The following is a 22,023-nucleotide window of genomic DNA, read 5'->3' as shown; positions in this document are numbered from 1 at the left end:
GTCGGTGGTTTTTGCGACGGGGTCACGCCCGGTCCCTTTCCGAACCCGGAAGCTAAGCCTGTCTGCGCCGATGGTACTGCACCTGGGAGGGTGTGGGAGAGTAGGTCACCGCCGGCATCAAAAATTTAAATATAGGGTGTGCGAGTACGTAAGTTGTGAACTGTTAAGTAATTCCTTGAGACAGTTGACAACCTAGGTACTCGCACACTCTTTTTGTGTTTATGCTGATTTTCCAGTGATTTTCGGCCATGGAACGAGCATTGCTGGTTGCGTGTCCATTGATGTCTTGACCAACTACTACAATGGTCAAAGCAGTAACTAAACAGTGAAAGGTTGTTGCATGTCTCAATACAACGAAGACGCGAAGGACGAATCCGCTAACGAGGGGAATCGTCGTTCGTTCGGTCAGCGATCCAACAATTCAGGTGGTCGCGGATTCAACAGCCGAAGTGGGGGAACTCAACGCAAGGACGGTGACCTCCGTGGCGGCTACCGCGGTGGTGACCGGGACCGCCGTGACAGGGACCGGTCCCGTGGCGACCGTCAGGGGAGCGGTTCCTACCGAGGTAATCGTGACGGCGGTCGACGCTTTGAAGGTCGCAATGACCGAGATGGCGATCGTCGCTCGTTTGGCGACCGTGATGACCGTCGTGGCAATCGGGGACGTGACGAAGCCCGCGACAATCGAGGCACACGCGGTGGTGACGACCGTCGGGGTGGAGGCCGTCGCTTCAACAATGTTGATCGTCGCGATGACCGCCGAGGATACCGCGGACGCGATGATGATCGTGCTTACCGAGGACGGGAAGACAACCGCGACAATCGTGGCGCACGCGGCGGAGACGAGCGCCGTGGCGGCCGTCGTTTCAACGATGATGATCGCCGTAATGATCGTCGCGGTGGTCGCCGCGACTTCAACAGGGATGATCGTCGCGGTGGTGGCCGTGACTTCAAGCGGGACGACCGACGTGGTGGCAACCGTGACGACCGTCGCGGTAATGACCGCCGTAGCGATGACCGTGGATTCCAGCACGCAAACCGTGGTGGTGCCAACCGGGCTCAGCAGTCCGGACCGCAGCGTTCCGGCTACCGCGAAGAGCGGATCAACAAGCGGATCAATGAGCCAGCAGTTCCGGCGGACATCGATCCCAAGGAGTTGGATCCATCGGTACGCCAGGAGCTGCGCAGTCTAGCCAAGGACAACGCGGACATGGTGGCAAAGCATCTCATCATGACTGCTGTTCTCCTAGATGAAGAGCCGCAGAAGGCGCTGGAGCACGCCCGAGCAGCAAAGGACCGTGCTGGTCGCGTTTCCGTCGCCCGCGAAACTAACGGCATCGCTGCCTACCACGCAGGCGAGTGGAAGGAGGCCATCTCTGAGCTTCGCGCGGCCCGCCGCATGTCGGGCGGTGCCGGCCTCCTCGCAGTACTGGCTGACGCTGAGCGTGGGCTGGGACGCCCCGAGAAGGCCCTCGAGGTCAGTCGTGAACATGATGTGGAAGAGTTGGATCCAGAATCTCGAGTTGAGCTCGCCATTGTCGTGGCTGGGGCGCATCATGACTTGGATGACAAGGACGCCGCACTGATCACGCTCCAGGACGTTCTCGAGCTGCCGGATGTGCCAGAGGTCAACCGACTGCGTCTGTACTATGCCTATGCAGATGCTCTCGAACTTGTGGGACGTGACGATGAAGCTATCGAGTGGTTCCGGAAGTCTGCTGAGCTGGATACCGAAGGCCTGATGGACATCGAGGACCGAATTGCCGCCCTCAACGGAGAATCCGCCTCAGAATCGGAGTAAAACCCATGGCGTTAGCATTGCTTGATCGCTACGATGCCCTCCTCGTAGACCTCGACGGCACCGTCTTCGAAGGCGGTCGTCCCGTGGAAGGTGCTGCAGAAGGACTAAAGGGACGTCGCGTGATGTACGTGACCAACAATGCCTCGCGTTCGCCGCAGGCAGTCGCGGATCACCTTTCGGAGATTGGTTTTCCAACCACTGCAGATCAAGTCATGACCAGTGCCCAAGCAGCATGTACCCTGGCTGCAGAGCAGCTGGGGACCACCGATGCCAAGGCATTTGTGATTGGCGCCGAATCCTTCAAAGATCTTGCACGCGAGGCTGGATTCACCGTGGTGGATTCTGCCGATGACCAGCCAGACGTAGTACTTCAAGGTCACAGCCCGGACAACAACTGGGCGCGTTTGTCAGAGGGTGCCCTAGCGATTCAACGCGGCGCTACCTACGTTGCGTCCAACCTGGATACCACTCTGCCGACCGAGCGTGGCTTTATGGTGGGCAATGGTTCCATGGTCGCTGCCGTGGTCAGCGCCACTGGCGTGCAGCCTTCGAGTGCTGGCAAGCCCGGAGCTGAGATGTTCCGGGTGGCTGCCGAGCGGCTCAATTCCGAGCGCCCTCTCGTGGTGGGCGATCGTCTCAACACGGACATTGCCGGTGGTATCGCCGCCGGTTACGACACGCTTTGCACCGTCACCGGAGTCTCTGGGCACCGCGAATTGTTAAGCACCCCGCATCGCCCTACATTCATCGCAGCGAACATGCGCGACCACCTGGAAGGTTGGTCAGCTGAGGTTTCTACAGACGTGGACGCCGCGGGAGCCGGATCCGGGAAGGTCACTGTTTCCGTGTCCTCTGGGGAGTCTTCTTCCGACGCCACGCTCATGGCCGCCGAAGCTGTTGCCGTGGCCGCCCCACTTGTGTGGGAACAGCTGGATCGAGGCGTGGATATTGCAGACATTGACATCGTTGCCGCTGATGATGAGGCTCAGCGCGCTATCGGAGCGTGGCGATAGATGAGCGGGATGAATCCGGGGGCGCTGGCGGATCAGAGTCGGCGTCGACAAGAAGACGAGAACAAGACCCCACAACAGCGACAAGAAGAGTTGGCCACGGCGGTCGACGAACTGCTGGCCCGTGACGTGGACGGCGCGGAGGAAGTCGAGATGCTGGAGCAGGCCCACCGCATCGTCAATGAAGCGCTGGGGCGAGGCTAAGCATGGCGAAAAAAGGTCCCAAGCTGCAGCGATTGGACGCTGAGCTGGTGAAGCGGAAGATCGCCCGCAGCCGGGAGCACGCGCAGGAGATGATCAAGGCGGGGCGTGTGACCGTCAACGGGATGTCGGCGAATAAGCCTGCGACCGGGGTGGACGGCAATGTTTCCATCAAAGTGAGCGAATCTGATGACGACCGGTGGGCCTCGCGCGGTGCGCACAAACTGCTGGGCGCGCTTGAGGCATTTGAGCCGATGGGTGTGAGCGTCAACGACAAAGTGGTGCTGGATGCAGGGGCCTCGACCGGCGGGTTTACGGACGTCTGCTTGGATCGCGGTGCGCGTGCGGTGCATGCGGTGGACGTGGGCTACGGCCAGCTGATTTGGCGCCTGCAGAATGATGACCGCGTGGTGGTGCACGACCGGACGAACGTGCGCACGCTGACCCCGGAGATCTTGGGAGACACCGCGGATCTGATGGTCGGCGATCTTTCTTTTATCTCCATTGAGCTGGTTTTGCCTGCAATTGCGGCGTGCATGCGCGAGGGCGCAGACTTGCTACCAATGGTGAAACCGCAGTTCGAGGTGGGTAAAGACCGCCTGGGCAGCGGTGGAGTGGTGCGCAGTGCGCAATTGCGCGCGGAGGTGACCAGGAACATCGCTGTCGCGGCAATGAAGTATGGTTTATCAACGAAGGGTGTGGTTGCCTCTCCACTGCCGGGTCCTAGCGGGAATGTCGAGTTTTTCCTGTGGCTGGTGAAAGATGGAGGGGCAAGCATGCCGACGATGGACGAGCTGGACGCGATGGTGGACACGGCGATTAAGGAGGGCCCGCAATGACGGAATCTCGTGAGGTTTTGTTGGTGGCGCACACCGGTGTCCATGAGAACTTGGGGTTGGCGGCAGAGGCGGCGTCGCGTCTGAAGGCAGGCGGGATTGACGTGCGTGTGATGGCTACGGCCGATCCCGCGCCGGTGGCTCGCCATGAGATCCTGGGGCGCTTCAAGCGCTATGGTCACACGCGGGAAGCCGCCACCGGAGTGGAGCTGGTGCTGGTGCTGGGCGGCGATGGTACGTTCCTGCGTGCCGCAGACATCGCACACTCCGCGGACGTGCCCGTTCTGGGCGTAAACATGGGCCACATCGGCTTTTTGGCCGAGTGGGAGCAGGATTCGCTGGAAGAGGCCATTGATCGGGTTATCGACCGCGATTATCACGTGGAAGACCGCATGACATTGGCCATCACCGTGCGCGATGGCGACGGCCGCGTACTGGGAACCGGTTGGGCGCTCAACGAGTGCTCGGTGGAGAACCTGAACCGCCAGGGCGTGCTGGATACGATCCTGGAGATCGACCAGCGTCCGGTGTCCTCCTTCGGCTGCGATGGCGTGCTGGTATCCACGCCGACTGGCTCCACGGCCTATGCGTTTTCCGCAGGTGGCCCCGTGCTGTGGCCGGAGCTGGAATCCATTCTTGTGGTTCCTTCCAATGCACATGCTCTGTTTAGCCGCCCGCTGGTTGTTTCTCCTAACTCCTCTGTTGCCGTGGAAACCAATCCGATGACCTCGCCAGCGACGGCCGTGATGGACGGCTTCCGCCAGATCCACATGCCTCCGGGCGCCCGCGTGGAGATCCGCCGTGGCCCACAGCCCGTGCGCTGGGTGCGTCTGGATTCCGCGCCGTTCACTGACCGCCTCGTGAGCAAGTTCCGCCTGCCTGTCACGGGTTGGAGGGGTCCGCGCCGCTAATATGCTGCAAGAACTCCACATCCGTAATCTTGGTGTGATCGAGGAATCGACCGCCGAGTTCGATTCTGGCTTGACCGTAGTCACCGGCGAGACCGGTGCAGGTAAGACCATGGTTGTCTCCTCCCTGCGCCTGCTTTCCGGCCACCGCGCCGATGCCTCGCGCGTGCGTGCCGGCGCCGACCGTGCCGTGGTAGACGGTATTTTTTCTTTCGACGCCACGTCTCACCCCAAAGTCTCTGACCTCATCGAAGAGGTCGGCGGCTTTGTAGAGGACGGGGAAGTGATCGCCTCCCGCACGGTGACCGCTGCAGGGCGGTCACGAGCACACTTGGCGGGAAAGACGGTGGCCGCGGCGGTGCTCGGAGAATTCGCTGCGGGCATGATCACCATCCACGGGCAAAACGACCAGCTGCGGCTGATCGACCCTGTCCGCCAACTGGCTGCCGTGGACGAGTACGGCAACTTGGGGGAACTGGTTGCCGTCTACCGCGAGAAGCGTGCTGCGTTCAAGCAGTTGGCAAAGGATCTGAAGCGCAGGGTGGAGGCGCGCCGCGAACTCGCGTTGGAGACAGAAACCTTGCAGCGGGCGCTGGAGACCATTGATGCTATTGATCCGCAGCCGGGGGAGGATGAGGATCTGAAGATACAGATCCAGCGCCTGCAAGCGGCCGATGAGTTGCGTGCGCAAATGGGCGAGGCGCTTGCTGCGATTGACGGTTCTGCCGGTGAGGTGGATCCCGATGTGTTGACGGCCGTGGACATGGTGGCGCGGGCTGAGAGTGCTTTGCGCAGTGATGACGAGCAGCTGGAGAAGCTTGCCAACCGGCTGGGGGAGATCTCTACGCTTCTTAGTGACGTGGCGATGGAGGTGGGCCAGGCGCTCGCGGATGTACCGGATCCCGACGAGTTGGAGGGGATGCTGGAGCGCCAGCAGCAGCTGCGTGAGTTGCGGAAGTTTGCGGTAGACGTGGATGGCGCTATTGCGTGGCGGGATGAGGCGAGGGAGCGCTTGAGCAAGATCGATGTCTCCGGTGAGGCGATCGAAGAGCTCAAGGCAAAGACTGAGGCTGCCCAGTCCGCGATGCTGGATGTCGCTAAGAAGCTCTCCGCCAAGCGTGTGAAGGTTGCGGAGGCCTTCGGTAAGGCCGTGACCAAGGAGATTAAGGGCCTGCACATGTCCGCGGAGATCCGCGTGGATATCACCCACGGTGAGCCCGGACCGCACGGCCTGGACGAGGTGGAGTTCCAGCTGGTTCAGGGCGGGCACGCCAATGCTCTTGGTTCCAGTGCATCTGGTGGTGAGCTTTCGCGCGTGATGTTGGCCTTGGAGGTCATTTTGGCGGGCAAGGGCCGCACCATGGTTTTTGATGAGGTCGACGCCGGGGTGGGCGGTAAGGCCGCTGTAGAAATTGGCCGACGCTTGGCGCAGCTGGCGGTGGAAAATCAGGTGATTGTGGTGACGCACTTGCCGCAGGTTGCTGCGTTTGCCGATGCACACGCGTACGTAGCGAAGAATGCCACCGATAGTTCGGTTACTTCCGAGGTCAAGCGTTTGAGCGACGAGGAGCGCGTGGAGGAATTGTCCCGCATGCTCGCCGGACTCGAGTCTGAAACGGGTCGAGCACACGCGGAGGAGCTACTGGAGATGGCGCAAGGATTTCGCGCAGGGATGTAAATTTCGAGCGCTGGGGAGCTGATGTTTGTCTGCGCTGAGTTTCGACTTGAACTCAAAACTTGTTAACTCAGTGACTATTGAGAAAGACCAGTTTTGGGATTACAAAACTGTCATTAACCTGCGCGTATGTGGGTCTACGTGGGATTTTAGAAAAACTAAGAAAATGTTCAGTTTTCGTGTGGCGACCCTCAGATTGATCTGATTAGATCACTTCTTGGACGCGGGCTTGCTTGGAAAGAGGCACGAGTCCACGAGAGAAGTTTTCAAGGAAATGCAGGGGAGAGGTTGTCACCAATGAGGGGACGCATCTGCGGCTACACGGCCAAGGCGGGGGTGAAAATGGCCGTGGCAGTGGTTATGGGGATGACGCTAGCGAGCTGCGGTGCGATAGAAATCGACAACCAAGCCCGTCGTGAAGGGGAGCCGAGTGAAAGCTCGAGCGAGTCGGAAGTGGGGACTCCGACTAAGGGGAACGACGGGAGAATGTTGCAGCCGGAAGGTCATGAAGGCCTCTGGTTTGAAACTGAACCGGCAGGTCCTTGGGAACGATATGTGTGGCTGTCCCAGAAATACGTGGGGGATCCGGTAGTTCTGGGACAGCTGGAAGAGGGGGACGCAGCCGCTCCATTCGTGGGGGAACCGGATATCTGCAGTGATTCGGTTGTGGAGCGGATGGGGGAGCTGGGGTTTAGCAGAATCGAGGGTGTTGATTCTACTTCCATCAAGACGTGCAGGTTCGTAACTGGACAAAGTAGTTATACATCGGAAGTTGGCTTCATTGACATTGCTCAGCGAACTGACTTTGAAGCCATTCCCTTTAGTCCACTTGAGCAAAAAGTTGGGGCCAACGCAGAATCCGTACTAAGGGAAGTGCCAAGTTTTCCGTCGGGTCTTCAATGTTTGGGCGTTTTTATCCCCATCGGAGGGTCTAAGGAACTTGTGCTGAACGCCGAGATTTCAGGTCGAGACGAAAGTCTTCCTGACTATTGCAGGAACACTCTTATCGCATATTCGGTATTAAATAACATTGGAATTGTTCAGGGGGAGCAATGATTCGGTTTGATCTGCAGTCGATGGCACAGGTTAAAAAACAGATAGTTGAGGGGCAATCTGCACTTCAGACACTGATTCAAATTAGTTCAGTGAATGGGACATTTGTCACCGCACCTTCGCTTCAATCATCCTTTTCTCAGCATTTGTCGTTTTTCGGTGGGCAGCCAGGTGCTATTAGCCATGTGGTTGATGGTCTACGCAGGGACATCGAATGGCTTCAAGAAATGTTCGAGAGCCACATTTCCGCCTTTAGTCTGCAAGACAAGCTCTCAGCAGGGTCATTTGATCAGATGAATTCCTATGTGGAATTCGATCGGTCGATGTTCAAGATTAGGCAGCCGAACCGAGACTTCAAGCCCATCAGCAATCTGATGTACACCCAGCCGGTCAGCGTGGTGGAAGCAGCTACTCCATTGGCAGCGCTCATTGCCATGTTTGAAGGCAACGATTCTGCCCCGATTCAAGCAGCCCAGGACTGGAGCGCAGCCGGTCAGCGTCTCGTGGCCTCCATGACTGCTCTGCAAAGTGCCTCCTCTGGCCTTGCCGCTTCTGCAGAGGGTTACTCGTTCGACATGGCCCGAAGTGCCATCGATGACGTGGTTAAGACAGGAAACATCGTCGGATCAAATGCTGTACTCATGGGACAGTCAATGATGGAATTTCCCGGGGTACGTATTGCCAACCTGAATGCGCTGTACGCAATCCAAGCCTCCACGGCAGCCATTCCGGATCAAGCTGCACGAATTGCGGCAGAACAAAGTGCCGTCGCCACGTTTGCTTCTACGCAACTCCAGCCATCCTTGGAATTGCTCCGCCCGCCAGTGCAGAACCTTGGCATTCCAGTAATGGGGCATACCGGTGGCGGAGCGCTAGACGAAGCAACCATTTCTCAAAGCTCTGGCGTGGCGCAAATCCATACTCCACAAGGAGGTGCTCTCGAAGTGTCGCCTGCTAATGCTCAAGGTCTTGGTGAACGAGCTCAAGCCGCCGCCAATGGCGTACCTCAACCGAATCCAACTGTGTCTCCGGCCAGCGCGAACACCACAGCGCCGCAACTTGCCCCGCAGAATGCGACAAACGTGGCACCACAAAATCTCGGGACTGGCACGGGAGGCCCAACCGGCGCCGTGAGTCCTGCCGGAGATTCAACTGTAGTGGATCCAAGCGGAATGCGTGGCGGTACCGGAGCTGCGTCACATAACGCGACACGTTCAGGAAATGTGGGAGGCGCCGAATCGGTCAGAGGTGGCGTCGGACAATTAAACAACGGCTACCCCGGAACCTCTCGCACTGGAGGAAATGGACCTGTACTGCCGAAAATGCCACAGCGCCTCACAGGATCCGATGTAGGTGCGCACGCTGGATCGGGAACGAATCAGAGTCGCGGAGCGATGGGTGGGCAGCCGCAGATTGGAAAGAACGGTGTGGGGGCCATCAACGGCGGAATGAACAGCCAGAATAACGGTGTCGGAGGCAATGCTGGATCCACCAACTCAACGGCCACAGGCTCCACTACAGGCAAAAGCGGGCAAGGCATGGCGGGTGGTTTCAACGGCAAGAACACCATGATGGGGATGGGCCCAGGTGCTGGTCCGAATGGAAAGAAAGCAGGAGCGGGCGCAGCGAACTCGCGGAATGCAAAGACGGCTGCCGGGATCTTCGGCAAGGGGAAGTGGAGCCCGGGCGTTAACGAGTACTTCAAGCGGCAATTCTTGGGAACCAAGAATCGCACGGTGAAGGAAGTTATTCGCTAGTTCTGCCATCAAGGCCACAGAAAATAGTTAGTGGCTGGCAAGAAACTTGGAAAACGCCCAATGAACACGGCGCGCCTTCCGCAACAGCAGTAACACACGTACCACAATAGGAGCATGATTTTCTCCCGCTCCGACCTGCCCGGTATCCACGGTGCCACGCGCGACCTGACTGGTCCGAAGGGGTTCCACAAGGCCAAGCTCAGTGAAGGTGACATCGCAATCGTCGATGCCCCTGACATTTCCCGCGCCTACGCGCAGCGACTCATCGATTCCAAAGTCTCCGCCGTAGTAAACGTCCACCAGTTCACCACCGGCAAGGTGCCCAACTTCGGTCCGCAGCTCATGCTGGACCAGGGCATCCTCCTCGTGGAAAACGCAGGCCTGGACACCGCCAAGAAGGTCAAGAACGGCAAGAAGGGCCGCCTTGATGAAGGCAAGCTCTACTACGGCGACCGCTCCATCGGCGGCGGAGAAATCCTGGATGCGGACGTAGCCGCAAGCCGCTTTAACGACGCACGCGAGCAGCTCGGCGACCATGTTGAAGCGCTCTCCGGAAACATGTCGGAGTTCGTTCGCAGCGAAGCGCCACTGTTGATCGACGGGCTGGGCATCCCAGAGATCGACGTAGACATGGATGACCGCAAGGTCCTCGTGGTCTCCCCGGACCCACGCCTGCGCGACAAGCTCAAGGACCTTCGCTACTTCCTGCGGGAGTACGACCCAGTAATCATTGCCGTGGATGCCGCCGCCGATGAGCTGATCGCCGCTGGTCACAAGCCGAAGATCATCGTCGGCGATCCAGAAGTAATCTCCTCCGACGGCCTGCGCTCCGGCGCTGTCGTGGTGCTACCCGCCGAGCCCGATGGTCACGCGAAGGGCCTGGACCGCATCCAAGATCTCGGCGTGGGCGCCATGACGTTCCCCGCCGCCTCGGATAACCCCACGGACCTAGCCCTGCTGCTGGCTCACTACCACGGCGCATCCATGGTGGTGAACCTCGGCGAGCCCATGGACGTGGACACCCTGTTCAACGATGCAGCAGGGGATAACACCTCATCCGCCCTGCTCTCGCGCTTGCGCGTGGGCCCCAAGCTGGTGGATTCCACCGCGATGGCCGAGCTCTACCGCGTCTCCAAGACCGGCTTCGGCTGGCTTTGGGCCATCCTCGGCATCCTCCTGGCGATCCTCGCGATCGTCCTCATCGTGGGCCTGAGCGGCGATTCCGGATTCATGGATAACCTCGTGAACTCCTGGAACAACTTCGCGTTGAGCATCCAAGACCTCTTTAAGAGTTAGGGGAAGAATGTCTAAAGGATCAGCAGGAAAGGTCATCGCCGGTCTCGGTCTCGGCATCGCTGTGGGCACCGCATTCGGCTTCTACGCGCTCGCCCCTAACGTCGAGGGTGGCCCGGGTGGCAGCAGCGCCTCCGTGCAGCAGGAATTGAACGCGGAAAAGGCTTCTCGCGAGGCAGCCGAGGGCGAAGTGGATGCCTCCAATGATGTTTTGTCCGGCGTGGCCAAGGATGCGGTGAGTGGTGACCTGAAGGGTCAGTCCGTGGTCCTTTTTGTTACTCCTGACGCCAACTCTGAGACCGTCAACTCCACTCGCAAGCTGGTACAAGATGCGGGCGCGAACGTCACCGGCGTAGTCAATCTGACGGACAAGATTCTGCAGCAAGACAGTGGTGATGAGACCAAGTCCATCGCCGCCAATTCTCTTCCAGCAGGAGCTAAACTCAGCGAGAAGAACCTGAATCCGGGTATGCACGCCGGTGAGCTGGTGGGTGCTGCGCTGAGTACTAAGGATGAAGCGTCTGATTCTGACCGTGCCGTCGCACTTGGTTCTCTGGAGCAGGCGGATCTGATCTCCTATGAAGGCGAAGCCCCCGGGGCAGCGGACCTTGGCCTGGTTATCGGTGGGGAAGAAAGCGAAGACTACTCCACGAGCTTCCTGGCTGATTTCGTGATGGGGCTGGATGAGAACTTCGAGGGTGCCGTGCTGGCGGCACCACGCAAGTCCGCCGAAGATAGCGGCGCGGTTGGTCGTGTACGCGACAATCGCGAGTACACCGAAGAGGTCTCCACCGTGGACAACGTGGACACCGAAGCTGGTCGCATCACCGTGGTGCGCGCGCTCAAGCAGCAGGCTGAGGGCGAGGCTGGCCACTACGGCGCAGCGAACAACGCGGCGGCGGCCACCGTCGAATAATTTGCCCTGATGCTGTGTTAAGCTGAGGTTCCGTAGGTAAACACCTGCGGGGCTTTTTTATTTGCGTGCCCCGCCCTTGATTGAGGAGCGCCGCGTGACCGGCAACCGTGCACAGCAAGACACAAAATTCATTTTCGTGACGGGCGGTGTAGCGTCCTCCCTGGGTAAGGGACTGACGGCGGCCAGCTTGGGGCAGCTGCTGAGCGCCCGCGGACTCCGCGTTACCATGCAGAAGTTGGATCCGTACCTCAACGTTGATCCGGGCACCATGAACCCGTTCGAGCACGGCGAGGTATTCGTCACCGAAGACGGTGCGGAAACTGACCTGGACCTGGGACATTACGAGCGCTTCCTGGACCGCGACCTGTCCGCCCAGGGCAATGTGACCACGGGCAAGGTCTACTCCAACGTGATCGCCAAGGAGCGCCGCGGCGAGTACTTGGGCAAGACCGTGCAGGTCATCCCGCACATCACCGATGAGATCAAGGACTCCGTGCTGGCCATGGCTCGCCCGGACCGAGATGGCATCGTGCCAGACGTGGTGATCTCCGAAATCGGCGGCACCGTGGGCGATATCGAATCCCAGCCGTTCATGGAGGCCGCGCGTCAGGTCCGTCAGCACGTTGGTCGCGATAGCGTGCTGTTTATTCACGTCTCCCTGGTTCCATACCTGGCACCGTCGGGCGAGTTGAAGACCAAGCCCACCCAGCACTCCGTGGCCGCCCTGCGCAGCATCGGCATTGTGCCGGACGCACTGGTTCTGCGCGCAGATCGCGACGTTCCGCAGTCCATGAAGGACAAGATCGCGCGCATGTGCGATGTGGACGAAGAAGCCGTCATCGCCTGCCCAGATGCGCCGTCCATCTACGACATCCCGAAGGTCCTGTACGCCCAGCATCTGGATACGTACGTTATTCGCCGCCTGAACCTGCCGTTCCGCGATGTGGATTGGACCACGTGGGGTCGCCTGCTGGAGTCCGTGCACAATCCCGAGGGTGAGGTGCGCATTGGCATCGTCGGTAAGTACATAGACTTGCCGGATGCCTACCTGTCTGTCGCCGAGGCCGTGCGCGCCGGAGGTTTCGCCCGCAACATCAAGGCACACGTGGAATGGGTTTCCGCCGACGATTGCGAAACCCCCGAGGGCGCCGCGAAGGTGCTCGGCGAGATGGATGGTGTGATCATCCCCGGCGGCTTCGGCAACCGCGGCGTGGAGGGAAAGATCGGCGCCATCGAGTACGCCCGCGAGAACAAGCTTCCTCTGCTGGGCATCTGCATGGGGTTGCAGTGTGTTGTTATCGACGCCGCGCGCCTGGCCGGGCTCACCGAAGCTACCTCCACGGAATTCGAGCCAGACGCGGCTATCCCGGTGATCTCCACGATGGAGGAGCAAAAGGCCGCAGTTGCCGGCGAGGCTGACCTCGGTGGCACGATGCGTCTGGGCGCCTATCCAGCAAAGCTCGCCGAAGGTTCTCTGGTCAAGGAGCTCTACGGAAGCGCCGACGTTTCCGAGCGCCACCGCCACCGCTACGAGGTGAACAATAAGTACCGCGAGGCCATCACTGAAGGCTCTGGCCTGCAGTTCAGTGGCACCTCGCCGGAGGGTCTGCTGGTGGAGTTCGTGGAATACCCCAAGGAGACCCATCCATTCTTCGTTGCCACCCAGGCGCACCCGGAGTACAAGTCTCGTCCGACCCGCCCGCATCCGCTGTTCCAGGGACTTATCGACGCCGCGCTGGATCAGAAGTAGTCAATCATGAGCCACGATTCGCATGCACACTCCACCGATGATCAGCAGGATCTGGATTACACAGTAAAGAACTCCGAGGTGATCTTCGACGGACCCATCTTCGCGGTGCGTCAGGACACCATTGAGACCAGCACAGGCGAGGCGAAGCGGGATGTGGTGGAGCATTTCGGGTCGGTGGCCATCGCAGCACTCAAGGATGATCACTTGCTGATGGTGCGTCAGTACCGTCACGCGGTGGGTCGCTACCTATGGGAGATCCCAGCAGGTTTGCTGGACATGGCTCGTGAAGACCCGTTGACTGCCGCTCAGCGCGAACTCGCCGAAGAAGGAGCCGTAGCGGCACGAAAGTGGTCGCTGTTGGGGGATGTGATCTCCTCGCCGGGCTTTTCCGAGGAAATGTGCCGCATCTTCAAGGCTCAGCACATTCACGAGGACCTCAGCGATTTCGATATTCCCGAGGCTGCCGACGAAGAGGCGGACATGCAACACCAGTGGATTCCCCTGAGCCAGGCACTGGCATGGGTACAGGACGGCACCGTGGATAACGCCATCGCCGTGGCCGCGATCCTGCACCTAGCCGCCGGCACGGAGCGAAGCATCGAGGAAGAGTTCGCTTTTAGCTCCGCATTGGGATCCCGCCGCGCACCCAAGGTGGCGCCAGGCGAAGATATGAAACCGGTGCGCTAAGTGGCGGCGGCCGAAAGCACGGGCAACGAGCAGAACCAGAAGTTGGTTCAGCGATGGATCCGCCACTTGAGAACTGAGCGGGATCTTTCGCCGCATACGTTGAGCAGTTACAAGCGTGACGTCGGGAAATACGTGACGTGGCTGGGGGACAAGGACCTCGGTGACGTCACCGCCACGGACATCGAGAACTACCTGGTCTACGTCCGCGGCGAGTTGGGGTTGGCCGCCAGTTCCACCGCTCGCATGCTCGCCAGCGTTCGCGGACTGCACAGCTTCGGGTTCCAGGAGCGCGCGCTGCCCATCGACGTGGCCGCCAGCGTCCCCGCTCCCGCCCGTGGTACCAGCATCCCCAAGGCCATGAGTGTGGATGATGTGGTTAGTTTGATCGACGCCTGCCCCAACGGCGACGGCGCCGGACCTCTGCAGCTACGAGACCGTGCGCTGGTGGAGATGCTGTACTCCACCGGAGCTCGGATCACCGAGTTGTTGGACTTGGACGTGGATGACTGGGACGCGGAAAACCAATGGGTGCTGGTGCGGGGCAAGGGCGGCAAGGAGCGGATCGTTCCGCTGGGCACGCCGGCACTGCGGGCGCTCGAACAGTATCAGGTGCGCGGGCGAGAAGCACTGAACAAAAGGGGGAGTCCAGCCTTATTCCTTAACCGATCCGGGGCGCGAATGGGGCGGCAAAGTGGTTTCAAGGTGGTCTCTGAGGCCGCCGAGAGGGCAGGCGTAGGACCGGTATCCCCGCACACGTTGCGCCACAGCTTTGCCACGCACTTGCTGGAAGGTGGCGCTGACGTGCGCGTTGTCCAGGAATTGCTAGGGCATGCGAGTGTGGCCACCACGCAGATCTATACCAAGGTGTCCCCGCAGCATCTGCGCGAGATTTGGGCCACCAGCCATCCGCGAACCTGACAGTCTGGCGTGAGTGCGCTGGCAAGTTGTGCGTTGAGTGTTTCGCGTTCCCGCCGCCTGCTAATCTGGAACGTGTAATTTAGTCTCCGACGTGCTGTGCATGCACACTTCGGACGCAGGTGTAACCACCACCTGCAAGTACAGTATTGAGATCAAGGGAAAGGGCTTGACAGTGTCCACTAATGACGCGCTGTTTAGTGAGCCCGAGCAGCGAATGGGACTCACTGGTCGGCCACTGCGTGAAATGCCAGATCCGCAGCCCTTGGACTCCCACGGACCGGCCACCATCATCTCCATGTGCAACCAGAAGGGTGGCGTGGGCAAAACCACTTCGTCGATCAACCTGGGTGCCTCACTGGCAGAGTTCGGTCGCAAGGTGTTGCTGGTGGATTTGGATCCGCAGGGCGCACTGTCCGCTGGCTTGGGCATCAATCATGATGAGCTGGACGTGACCATCTACGACCTATTGGTGGATAGTCGCAACTCCATCTTCGATGCTCTGCACTCCTCGCCCGTGCAGAACCTGGATGTGGTTCCTGCGAACATTGACTTGTCTGCAGCCGAGATCCAGCTGGTGAACGAGGTGGGGCGCGAACAGGCTCTGGCTCGCGCGCTGCGCCCGGTGATGAAGGATTACGACATCATCATCATCGACTGCCAGCCCTCCTTGGGCCTGCTAGCCGTCAACGCCCTGAGCTGTTCGGACTCCGTGATCATCCCCGTGGAATCGGAATACTTCTCCCTGCGCGGACTGGCTCTGCTGATGGACACGGTGGAAAAGGTCCGCGACCGCCTGAATTTCCGTCTGGAGACGCTGGGCATTCTGGTCACCATGTTTGACCGCCGCACGCTGCATGCCCGCGAAGTGATGGAGCGGCTCGTGGAGGCCTTCGAGGACAAGGTCTTCGATTCCGTGATCACCCGGACCGTCCGCTTCCCAGAGACTTCCGTGGCTGGCGAACCAATTAACTCGTGGGCGCCGACTTCCCAGGGTGCCGAGCAATACCGCAACCTGGCCAAAGAAGTCATCGAGCGCATCGCCAAGCTGCCCTAGAGCGCTAGCTGCAAGCGCCACGCGTAGGAGAACATGACAGAACAGCAGACAGCCGAGCAGCCAGAGCTCCCCGGATTCCGGGTCGCTCTGGCTAATTTTGATGGTCCCTTTGACCTGCTGCTCCAGCTCATTCACTCCCGGAAGATGGACATCACGGAGATCGCGCTGGCCACGGTCACGGATGAGTTCATCGCCTACACCAAGGGCCTGTCACACTCCGCAGACGATTTGGACGAGGTGACAGAGTTCCTCGTGGTGGCGTCGACCCTCTTGGACCTCAAGGCAGCACGCCTGGTGCCGCGAGGAGAGGTGGAGGACGAAGAAGACCTGGCGCTGCTGGAATCTCGCGACCTGCTGTTTGCCAAGCTGCTGCAGTACAAGACGTACAAGGGAGTGGCGGACATCTTCGCGCAATGGCAGCGTGACGCGGCCCGGAGATTCCCGGTGCAGCTTTCGATGGAAGAACACCATGCCACGCTGCTGCCACCGGTCACGCTGGGGCACACCCCGGAGAGCTTCGCCGAGCTGGCAGCTGCGGTATTCCGCCCGCGACCCAGCGGCGTGGACACCGGGCACATCCACACCGTGGCGGTATCCGTGCCGGAACAGGCCGGGCACATCCTCAACACCCTGAAGGTTGCCGGCGCGGATCACTGGGTGAACTTCCAAGCGCTGATTGCGGACTGCGAGATCTCGATGACCGTCATCGGGCGCTTCCTTGCCCTGCTGGAGCTCTACAAGGCGCGGGCGATCGGTATCGAGCAGCCGGAACCGCTGGAAGATATGTCCATTGCCTGGACCGGGCTGGACGTGGATCCAGCGGTGGTCGCGTCCGCCAACTGGAACTAGGCTGCACAAAACATCAGGCTTCAATAACCCCTCTAACCCCGAGCTACAACAAGTCACGATCTCTACAGGAAGGCCGCCATGGATCTCTCGCCCGTCAGCCTGCTGCGCAGCCGCATTGAATCCCTATTGCTGGTCTCAGACGAGCCGATTCCGGCCGCGGATCTCGCTCACGTGCTGGATTCCCTCGGTGACAACGAGGCCGTCTCTGCGGAACACGTGCGGGCAGAACTGCAGGCCATTGCCGACGAATATGATCAACGCGGATCCGGCTTTGAACTGCGAGAACAAGACGATGTTTGGCGGCTATACACACGCCGAGCTAACTCTGACGTGGTGGAAGCCAAGTTGTTGGACGGTACTCAGCAGCGCCTGTCCCGCGCGGCGCTGGAGACCCTCGCGGTGATTGCCTACCGCCAGCCATGCACCCGTGCCCAAGTGGCCAGCGTGCGCGGCGTGAACTGCGATGGAGTCATCCGCACGCTGTCCCTGCGCGGGCTAATCGCGGAGACAGGGGAGACCGGCGGCGCGCACTTGTACTCCACCACGGATCTGTTCCTGGAACAGCTGGGGTTGGATTCGCTGGAACAACTTCCAGACCTGGCCCCGCTGTTGCCTGATGTCGACGACATTGACGACTAATTGAAACAGCAAAATCCCTGATAGACTGCCAGCTGTAATAATCATTCCTACGTGAGGAATTCATACAATGAACGACCCCGCTCGCCGAGACGGCACACCGGAACAGAAGCCTAAAGATACGGACATCTATCTCTCCAAGGCTAAGCCGGCGAAACGTCAGCATGTCACAGAGAGTGAATTGGCCAAGGCTTCCGATTCCTCACCCAAAGAAAAAATCCGCCTTCAGAAGGTGCTCGCCGCCGCAGGTGTGGCCAGCCGCCGTATGAGCGAGAAGCTCATCGCCGCAGGCCGCGTAGAGGTCAATGGTGAAGTGGTCCAGCAAATGGGACTGCGCATCAACCCGAATGTGGATATCGTCCGCGTGGACGGCACCCGCGTGCAGGTCAACGAGGAAATGGTCTACTTCATCCTCAACAAGCCCCGCGGCGTGCACTCCACCATGCACGACGAGCTGGGCCGCCCTTCCGTGGGCGAGCTCATCGACGTCCGTTTCAAGCAGGGCCAGGGCCTGTTCCACGTCGGCCGTTTGGATGCCGAAACCGAAGGTCTGCTGTTCCTGACCAACGATGGTGAGCTGGCCAACCGCCTGATGCACCCCAAGTACGGCATCTCCAAGACGTACATGGCCACCGTGCTGGGCGAAGTCAACCGAAACATCATCAAGGAACTTAAAGACGGCGTGGACCTGGATGATGGCATCGCCCGCGCCGATAACGTGCAGATCGTAGACGTCTGGCAGGGCAAGTCTTTGCTAAAAATCGAGCTGCACGAGGGCCGCAAGCACATCGTGCGCCGCATGCTCAAGGAGCTCGGCTACCCGGTCACCGCGCTGGTTCGCACCAAGATCCACACCGTTCAGCTGGGCGAGCAGAAGCCGGGCACCGTCCGCGCGCTGAACCGCTCTGAGCTGGCAAGTTTGTACAAGGCCGTGGGGCTGTAAAGCACCCCTGATCACGCCATAACGCTTCATTTTAGAAAGGCATTGAATAGGGATATGAGCGAGAGCAACCTCACCTACCTCACCACGGTCGACAACCTCGTCGAGGGCGGATTCATCCTCGCAGTCGACGGCCCCTCGGGCACCGGAAAGTCCACGGTCTGCCGCCGCATCGCGCAGGCCGCGGGCGCCAAGTACTTGGATACCGGCGCGATGTATCGCGTGGCCACGCTGCACGTGCTGCGCCAAGGAATCGACATGGAGTCCTTCGATCCTGCGGATGCGGGTTCGGTTTCTCGTATTGTCGACGCCACCGCCACGCTACCTATGCAGGTCAACGAAGACCCAGACTCCACCGAAGTTCTGCTGAACGGCGAGGATGTCTCCGCCGAGATTCGCGGAGCAGAAGTCACGCGCCACGTCTCCGCGATTTCCGCGATTCCAGAAGTCCGCGAAAACCTGGTGAACCTGCAGCGCGCGATGGCGCTGGACGCGGGCCGTTGCGTGGTCGAGGGCCGCGATATCGGTACCGTGGTGCTGCCCAACGCACCCGTGAAGATTTTCATGACCGCTGCCGCAGAGGTCCGTGCGCAGCGACGCTATGAACAGGACATCGCGGCCGGCCGTGATGCGGATTTCGATGCCGTGCTTGCCGATGTGCAGCGCCGTGACGACGCTGATTCTTCCCGTGCAGTTTCACCTTTAAAGCCCGCTGATGATGCCGTGGTGCTGGATACCGGCGACATGAGCATCGAGGAAGTACTGGAGAAGTTCGCGGAGCTCGCGTTGGCGTCGGAAGACAACCCGGCAGACCTGACGCTGGACCAGGACGTCGACGAGCAGGACGTAAACGGCCACGACGGCGACAACACAGCTGATGACGACCTCGACGAGCTGGTGTTCCGCACTACCGGCGGCGCGGTGGTTGGAGCGGACGGCAAGGTCGTGCGCGAGGACATCTCCGAGGTCAGCGATGACATTGATGTGGTCGACGAGTCCGAGGCCGCGATGGATGAGTCCGAAACTGAGTTGGATGAGGTAAATACCGATTTCGACGAAGAGGACTTTGACGACAGCGAGTTCGGCGAAGCAGACCTCGCCGAGGATTCCTACTACGTCGACGATTCCGATTCCTTCGACCTGCTCGCTAGCGATAGCGAGAACACGGACTGGGATGCGGTGGAAGAAGCCTTCGGCGTGCTCGGCACCGACGAGGTGGAGAAGGAAGCGCTGTGCACGGTGGCCATCGTCGGTCGCCCCAACGTGGGTAAGTCCACGCTGGTCAACCGCTTTATTGGCCGCCGTGAAGCTGTGGTGGAGGATTTCCCCGGCGTGACGCGCGACCGCATTTCCTACCTCGGCGAGTGGACCGGTCGCCGCTTCTGGGTGCAGGACACCGGCGGCTGGGACCCAGATGCTAAGGGCATTCACGGCGCTATTGCTCGCCAGGCGGAAACCGCCATGGCCACCGCAGACGTGATCGTTTTCGTGGTGGACACCAAGGTGGGTATCACCGCGACGGACGAGATTATCGCCCGCAAGCTGCTGCGATCCTCCGTGCCCGTGATCCTGGTGGCCAACAAGTTTGATTCCGATAGCCAGTACGCGGACATGGCTGATTTCTGGTCCCTGGGTCTGGGCAATCCTTTCCCGGTTTCTGCTCAGCACGGTCGCGGTGCCGCGGACGTCATGGACCAGGTCCTCGAGGACTTCCCGGACGTGCCACGCGAGACGTCTATCGTCGCCGGTCCGCGCCGCGTGGCGCTGGTGGGTCGACCGAACGTGGGCAAGTCTTCGCTGCTGAACAAGATGACCGGCGAAGAGCGCTCCGTGGTGGACAACGTGGCTGGTACCACCGTGGATCCCGTGGACTCTATCGTGGATTTGGACGAGCAGACCTGGCGCTTCGTGGATACCGCCGGTATCCGCAAGAAGACGAAGACCGCCCGAGGTCACGAGTTCTACGCATCTCTGCGCACCCGTTCGGCCATCGATTCCGCCGAGGTGGTGGTGTTCCTGGTGGACGCCTCCGAGCCGATCGCGGAGCAGGATCAGCGCGTGTTGCGCATGATTCTGGATTCCGGACGCGCTCTCGTGGTGGCCTACAACAAGTGGGACCTGGTGGATGAGGATCGGCGCGATCTGCTGGAGCGCGAGATTGAGCTGCAGCTGGCACACGTTCCGTGGGCTCGTCGCGTCAATATCTCCGCCAAGACCGGACGTGCGCTGCAGCGCTTGGAGCCCGCCATGATTGAAGCTCTTGAGAGCTGGGATCAGCGCGTTTCCACTGGTCAGTTGAACAACTGGCTGCGTGCCGTGATCGCCGAGACCCCACCTCCTATGCGCGGTGGTCGTCTCCCTCGCGTTCTTTTTGCGACGCAAGCCTCGACCAAGCCTCCGGTGATCGTCTTGTTCACCACGGGATTCTTGGAGCACGGTTACCGTCGCTTCTTGGAGCGTAAGTTCCGCGAGACCTTCGGTTTCCAGGGCTCGCCAGTGCGCATCGCTGTGCGCGTGCGTGAGAAGCGGGGACGGAAGAAGTAGCGAAAGAACCTCCAGGTTCCGTGGCGCTAGATCTTTGGCGCCAGTCCTGAGGAGCTAGCCGTTGAGGTTATAGAGCTTGGGCCGCTGCAGCTTCGGCTGCGGTGGCCACTGCTTTATGGATGCTGCGATCCAGCGTGGGCTGGGCCTGCCGCTTTGGGTGCGCGGTGGCGCGCAGCGCCATGTACGCGATCTTGTCCGCTGCTTTGTTCAGCGGGTCCCCGGCATGGCCCAGCACGCGGCGGAGTTCTACATCGACCACCCCGTCTAGCACTTTCCACGCCTGGTGGAAGCGGGTGCGGGCGCCAGGGGAGATGCCCCGCCAGACGCGCCGCGACCGGCCTCCGCGCAGGACGTATCCCGTGGCTTCTAATGCGGCCATGGAATCGGATTCCACGATGGCGGACGTTGCGCCGACCCTGGCTAAGTACTTCAGTGCCAAGGTAATGGTCTCCAGTTCCAGCTCATCAGTCGAGGCTTTGGTGGCCTGCGTTCGCAGCTGGTAATCGCCGTTGGACGCCACAAAACACATGGTGCCTCGGGTCTGTGTATCCGAGGACGCATCGCAGGAAATGCGGATGTGGCCGCCGCCCCCGGCACTCTTGGAGGAATTGGGCAACCAGTGGAGTTCGGTGGTTTCTACTTCTTTGGTTTCCACCTGCTTCGGCGCTTCGCCTTCACGCTTGGCTCTGCGCTTGAGTCCCTTGGCACCGGTCCGGCGCATGTGGGCTGCCTTGTCGCTGGCGCGGTTTTGCTCGGAGAACGAGCCGGTGAGGTCAAAGCCGTTTTTCTTCAACAGCGAGGCGAGGGGGACGCGGCGTCGACCAACAACCACCCACGCTGCATCCTTGCCCTTGTTCGCCTTGCGCAACTCCTGATTCAACTCACGGAGAATGTGCGGATTGGGATCCTTCTCATCCGTGGTGCCCAGGTGAATGTAGGGCTTGTTGCCCTTCGGATTGATCGCCAGAACCCATTCCGTGCGAACGCCCGTAGGGGAAGACTTCCACGGCTCCTCCCACACCGCGATGGCGATGTGCAGTGGCCGATTGACCTGCTCGTCGGTCACTTTGCGCGTCTGATAGGTGCGCGATCGTGTGCCGGTGAGAGCCTCGGTCTCGAGTGGAGTCATGGGGTACAGGTTATCTGGTTGTCGATGCTGCACTCGCGGTTGGGGAGGTGCTTGCGAATGGGATTG

Annotated in this window: 19 protein-coding genes and 1 rRNA gene; 19 read left to right on the top strand and 1 reads right to left on the bottom strand. The window is 60.3% G+C overall.

The features are described 5' to 3' along the window. The 19 genes from rrf to der all read left to right on the top strand — a co-directional run bounded on the left by rrf (position 1) and on the right by der (position 20,828). A 5S ribosomal RNA gene (rrf, locus tag CS919_RS07340) occupies positions 1 to 117 on the top strand. A 223-nt stretch (positions 118 to 340) separates the two neighbouring features. Further along, positions 341 to 1,801 (top strand): tetratricopeptide repeat protein, encoded by a 1,461-nt coding sequence (locus tag CS919_RS07335; RefSeq protein WP_143341768.1) that lies wholly within the window; start codon positions 341 to 343, stop codon positions 1,799 to 1,801. Between the two features lie 5 nt (positions 1,802 to 1,806). Continuing rightward, the gene (locus tag CS919_RS07330) at positions 1,807 to 2,814 is read left to right on the top strand and encodes an HAD hydrolase-like protein (protein ID WP_099298817.1); all 1,008 of its coding nucleotides are present in this window, start codon (positions 1,807 to 1,809) and stop codon (positions 2,812 to 2,814) included. Further along, on the top strand, positions 2,815 to 3,015 hold the full coding sequence (locus CS919_RS07325; RefSeq protein WP_099298816.1) for a hypothetical protein: 201 nt from the start codon (positions 2,815 to 2,817) through the stop codon (positions 3,013 to 3,015). Between the two features lie 2 nt (positions 3,016 to 3,017). Next, a complete protein-coding gene (locus CS919_RS07320; RefSeq protein ID WP_099298815.1) occupies positions 3,018 to 3,851 on the top strand; it encodes a TlyA family RNA methyltransferase in 834 nt (277 codons plus the stop codon). Then, positions 3,848 to 4,759, top strand: a complete 912-nt coding sequence (locus CS919_RS07315; RefSeq protein WP_099298814.1) for an NAD kinase — start codon at positions 3,848 to 3,850, stop codon at positions 4,757 to 4,759. The genes CS919_RS07320 and CS919_RS07315 overlap by 4 nt, the downstream gene beginning before the upstream one ends. 1 nt (position 4,760) lies before the next feature. Beyond that, positions 4,761 to 6,434, top strand: coding sequence for a DNA repair protein RecN (gene recN / locus CS919_RS07310; RefSeq protein WP_099298813.1), 1,674 nt, complete (start codon positions 4,761 to 4,763; stop codon positions 6,432 to 6,434). A gap of 294 nt (positions 6,435 to 6,728) precedes the next feature. Continuing rightward, positions 6,729 to 7,487, top strand: coding sequence for a hypothetical protein (locus CS919_RS07305; RefSeq protein WP_099298812.1), 759 nt, complete (start codon positions 6,729 to 6,731; stop codon positions 7,485 to 7,487). Next, entirely contained in the window at positions 7,484 to 9,241 is a 1,758-nt protein-coding gene (locus CS919_RS07300) for a dermokine domain-containing protein (protein WP_143341767.1), read from the top strand. The genes CS919_RS07305 and CS919_RS07300 overlap by 4 nt, the downstream gene beginning before the upstream one ends. 114 nt (positions 9,242 to 9,355) lie before the next feature. After that, positions 9,356 to 10,537 (top strand): putative cytokinetic ring protein SteA, encoded by a 1,182-nt coding sequence (steA, locus tag CS919_RS07295; protein ID WP_099298810.1) that lies wholly within the window; start codon positions 9,356 to 9,358, stop codon positions 10,535 to 10,537. A gap of 7 nt (positions 10,538 to 10,544) precedes the next feature. Continuing rightward, complete coding sequence (locus tag CS919_RS07290) at positions 10,545 to 11,450, top strand: copper transporter (protein ID WP_099298809.1); 906 nt, start codon at positions 10,545 to 10,547, stop codon at positions 11,448 to 11,450. A gap of 94 nt (positions 11,451 to 11,544) precedes the next feature. Beyond that, the gene (pyrG, locus tag CS919_RS07285) at positions 11,545 to 13,200 is read left to right on the top strand and encodes a CTP synthase (RefSeq protein ID WP_099298808.1); all 1,656 of its coding nucleotides are present in this window, start codon (positions 11,545 to 11,547) and stop codon (positions 13,198 to 13,200) included. A 6-nt stretch (positions 13,201 to 13,206) separates the two neighbouring features. Continuing rightward, positions 13,207 to 13,887: an NUDIX domain-containing protein gene (locus CS919_RS07280; protein WP_099298807.1), complete on the top strand. Its 681-nt coding sequence runs from the start codon at positions 13,207 to 13,209 to the stop codon at positions 13,885 to 13,887. Beyond that, on the top strand, positions 13,888 to 14,805 hold the full coding sequence (locus CS919_RS07275; protein WP_099298806.1) for a site-specific tyrosine recombinase XerD: 918 nt from the start codon (positions 13,888 to 13,890) through the stop codon (positions 14,803 to 14,805). A 214-nt stretch (positions 14,806 to 15,019) separates the two neighbouring features. Further along, the gene (locus CS919_RS07270) at positions 15,020 to 15,859 is read left to right on the top strand and encodes a ParA family protein (RefSeq protein WP_194187466.1); all 840 of its coding nucleotides are present in this window, start codon (positions 15,020 to 15,022) and stop codon (positions 15,857 to 15,859) included. A 33-nt stretch (positions 15,860 to 15,892) separates the two neighbouring features. Further along, complete coding sequence (locus CS919_RS07265) at positions 15,893 to 16,708, top strand: segregation and condensation protein A (RefSeq protein WP_099298804.1); 816 nt, start codon at positions 15,893 to 15,895, stop codon at positions 16,706 to 16,708. Positions 16,709 to 16,786: 78 nt separating this feature from the next. Then, positions 16,787 to 17,347 (top strand): SMC-Scp complex subunit ScpB, encoded by a 561-nt coding sequence (gene scpB / locus CS919_RS07260; RefSeq protein ID WP_099298803.1) that lies wholly within the window; start codon positions 16,787 to 16,789, stop codon positions 17,345 to 17,347. 67 nt (positions 17,348 to 17,414) lie between these two features. Further along, positions 17,415 to 18,287 (top strand): pseudouridine synthase, encoded by an 873-nt coding sequence (locus CS919_RS07255; RefSeq protein WP_099298802.1) that lies wholly within the window; start codon positions 17,415 to 17,417, stop codon positions 18,285 to 18,287. A 54-nt stretch (positions 18,288 to 18,341) separates the two neighbouring features. Beyond that, a complete protein-coding gene (gene der / locus CS919_RS07250; RefSeq protein ID WP_099298801.1) occupies positions 18,342 to 20,828 on the top strand; it encodes a bifunctional cytidylate kinase/GTPase Der in 2,487 nt (828 codons plus the stop codon). A gap of 67 nt (positions 20,829 to 20,895) precedes the next feature. Here the strand turns inward: der and CS919_RS07245 are convergent, their stop codons facing one another. Next, on the bottom strand, positions 20,896 to 21,957 hold the full coding sequence (locus CS919_RS07245; protein WP_099298800.1) for a ribonuclease HI: 1,062 nt from the start codon (positions 21,955 to 21,957) through the stop codon (positions 20,896 to 20,898). Positions 21,958 to 22,023 lie beyond the last annotated feature (66 nt).

Source organism: Corynebacterium dentalis, assembly GCF_900232865.1.
Taxonomy (GTDB): Bacteria; Actinomycetota; Actinomycetes; order Mycobacteriales; family Mycobacteriaceae; genus Corynebacterium; species Corynebacterium dentalis.
Note: the sequence above shows the minus strand (reverse complement) of the source record. Positions and strands in the feature narration are given on the sequence as shown.

Bases quoted from the DNA above. Each gene is read 5' to 3' on its own strand.
- CS919_RS07335 (WP_143341768.1), top strand. From the start codon at position 341: ATGTCTCAATACAACGAAGACGCGAAGGACGAATCCGCTAACGAGGGG.
- CS919_RS07265 (WP_099298804.1), top strand. From the start codon at position 15,893: ATGACAGAACAGCAGACAGCCGAGCAGCCAGAGCTCCCCGGATTCCGG.
- CS919_RS07320 (WP_099298815.1), top strand. From the start codon at position 3,018: ATGGCGAAAAAAGGTCCCAAGCTGCAGCGATTGGACGCTGAGCTGGTG.
- der (WP_099298801.1), top strand. From the start codon at position 18,342: ATGAGCGAGAGCAACCTCACCTACCTCACCACGGTCGACAACCTCGTC.
- CS919_RS07270 (WP_194187466.1), top strand. From the start codon at position 15,020: ATGGGACTCACTGGTCGGCCACTGCGTGAAATGCCAGATCCGCAGCCC.
- CS919_RS07255 (WP_099298802.1), top strand. From the start codon at position 17,415: ATGAACGACCCCGCTCGCCGAGACGGCACACCGGAACAGAAGCCTAAA.
- recN (WP_099298813.1), top strand. From the start codon at position 4,761: ATGCTGCAAGAACTCCACATCCGTAATCTTGGTGTGATCGAGGAATCG.
- CS919_RS07325 (WP_099298816.1), top strand. From the start codon at position 2,815: ATGAGCGGGATGAATCCGGGGGCGCTGGCGGATCAGAGTCGGCGTCGA.
- CS919_RS07290 (WP_099298809.1), top strand. From the start codon at position 10,545: ATGTCTAAAGGATCAGCAGGAAAGGTCATCGCCGGTCTCGGTCTCGGC.
- CS919_RS07300 (WP_143341767.1), top strand. From the start codon at position 7,484: ATGATTCGGTTTGATCTGCAGTCGATGGCACAGGTTAAAAAACAGATA.
- scpB (WP_099298803.1), top strand. From the start codon at position 16,787: ATGGATCTCTCGCCCGTCAGCCTGCTGCGCAGCCGCATTGAATCCCTA.
- CS919_RS07330 (WP_099298817.1), top strand. From the start codon at position 1,807: ATGGCGTTAGCATTGCTTGATCGCTACGATGCCCTCCTCGTAGACCTC.
- CS919_RS07305 (WP_099298812.1), top strand. From the start codon at position 6,729: ATGAGGGGACGCATCTGCGGCTACACGGCCAAGGCGGGGGTGAAAATG.
- CS919_RS07245 (WP_099298800.1), bottom strand. From the start codon at position 21,957: ATGACTCCACTCGAGACCGAGGCTCTCACCGGCACACGATCGCGCACC.
- CS919_RS07280 (WP_099298807.1), top strand. From the start codon at position 13,207: ATGAGCCACGATTCGCATGCACACTCCACCGATGATCAGCAGGATCTG.
- steA (WP_099298810.1), top strand. From the start codon at position 9,356: ATGATTTTCTCCCGCTCCGACCTGCCCGGTATCCACGGTGCCACGCGC.
- CS919_RS07315 (WP_099298814.1), top strand. From the start codon at position 3,848: ATGACGGAATCTCGTGAGGTTTTGTTGGTGGCGCACACCGGTGTCCAT.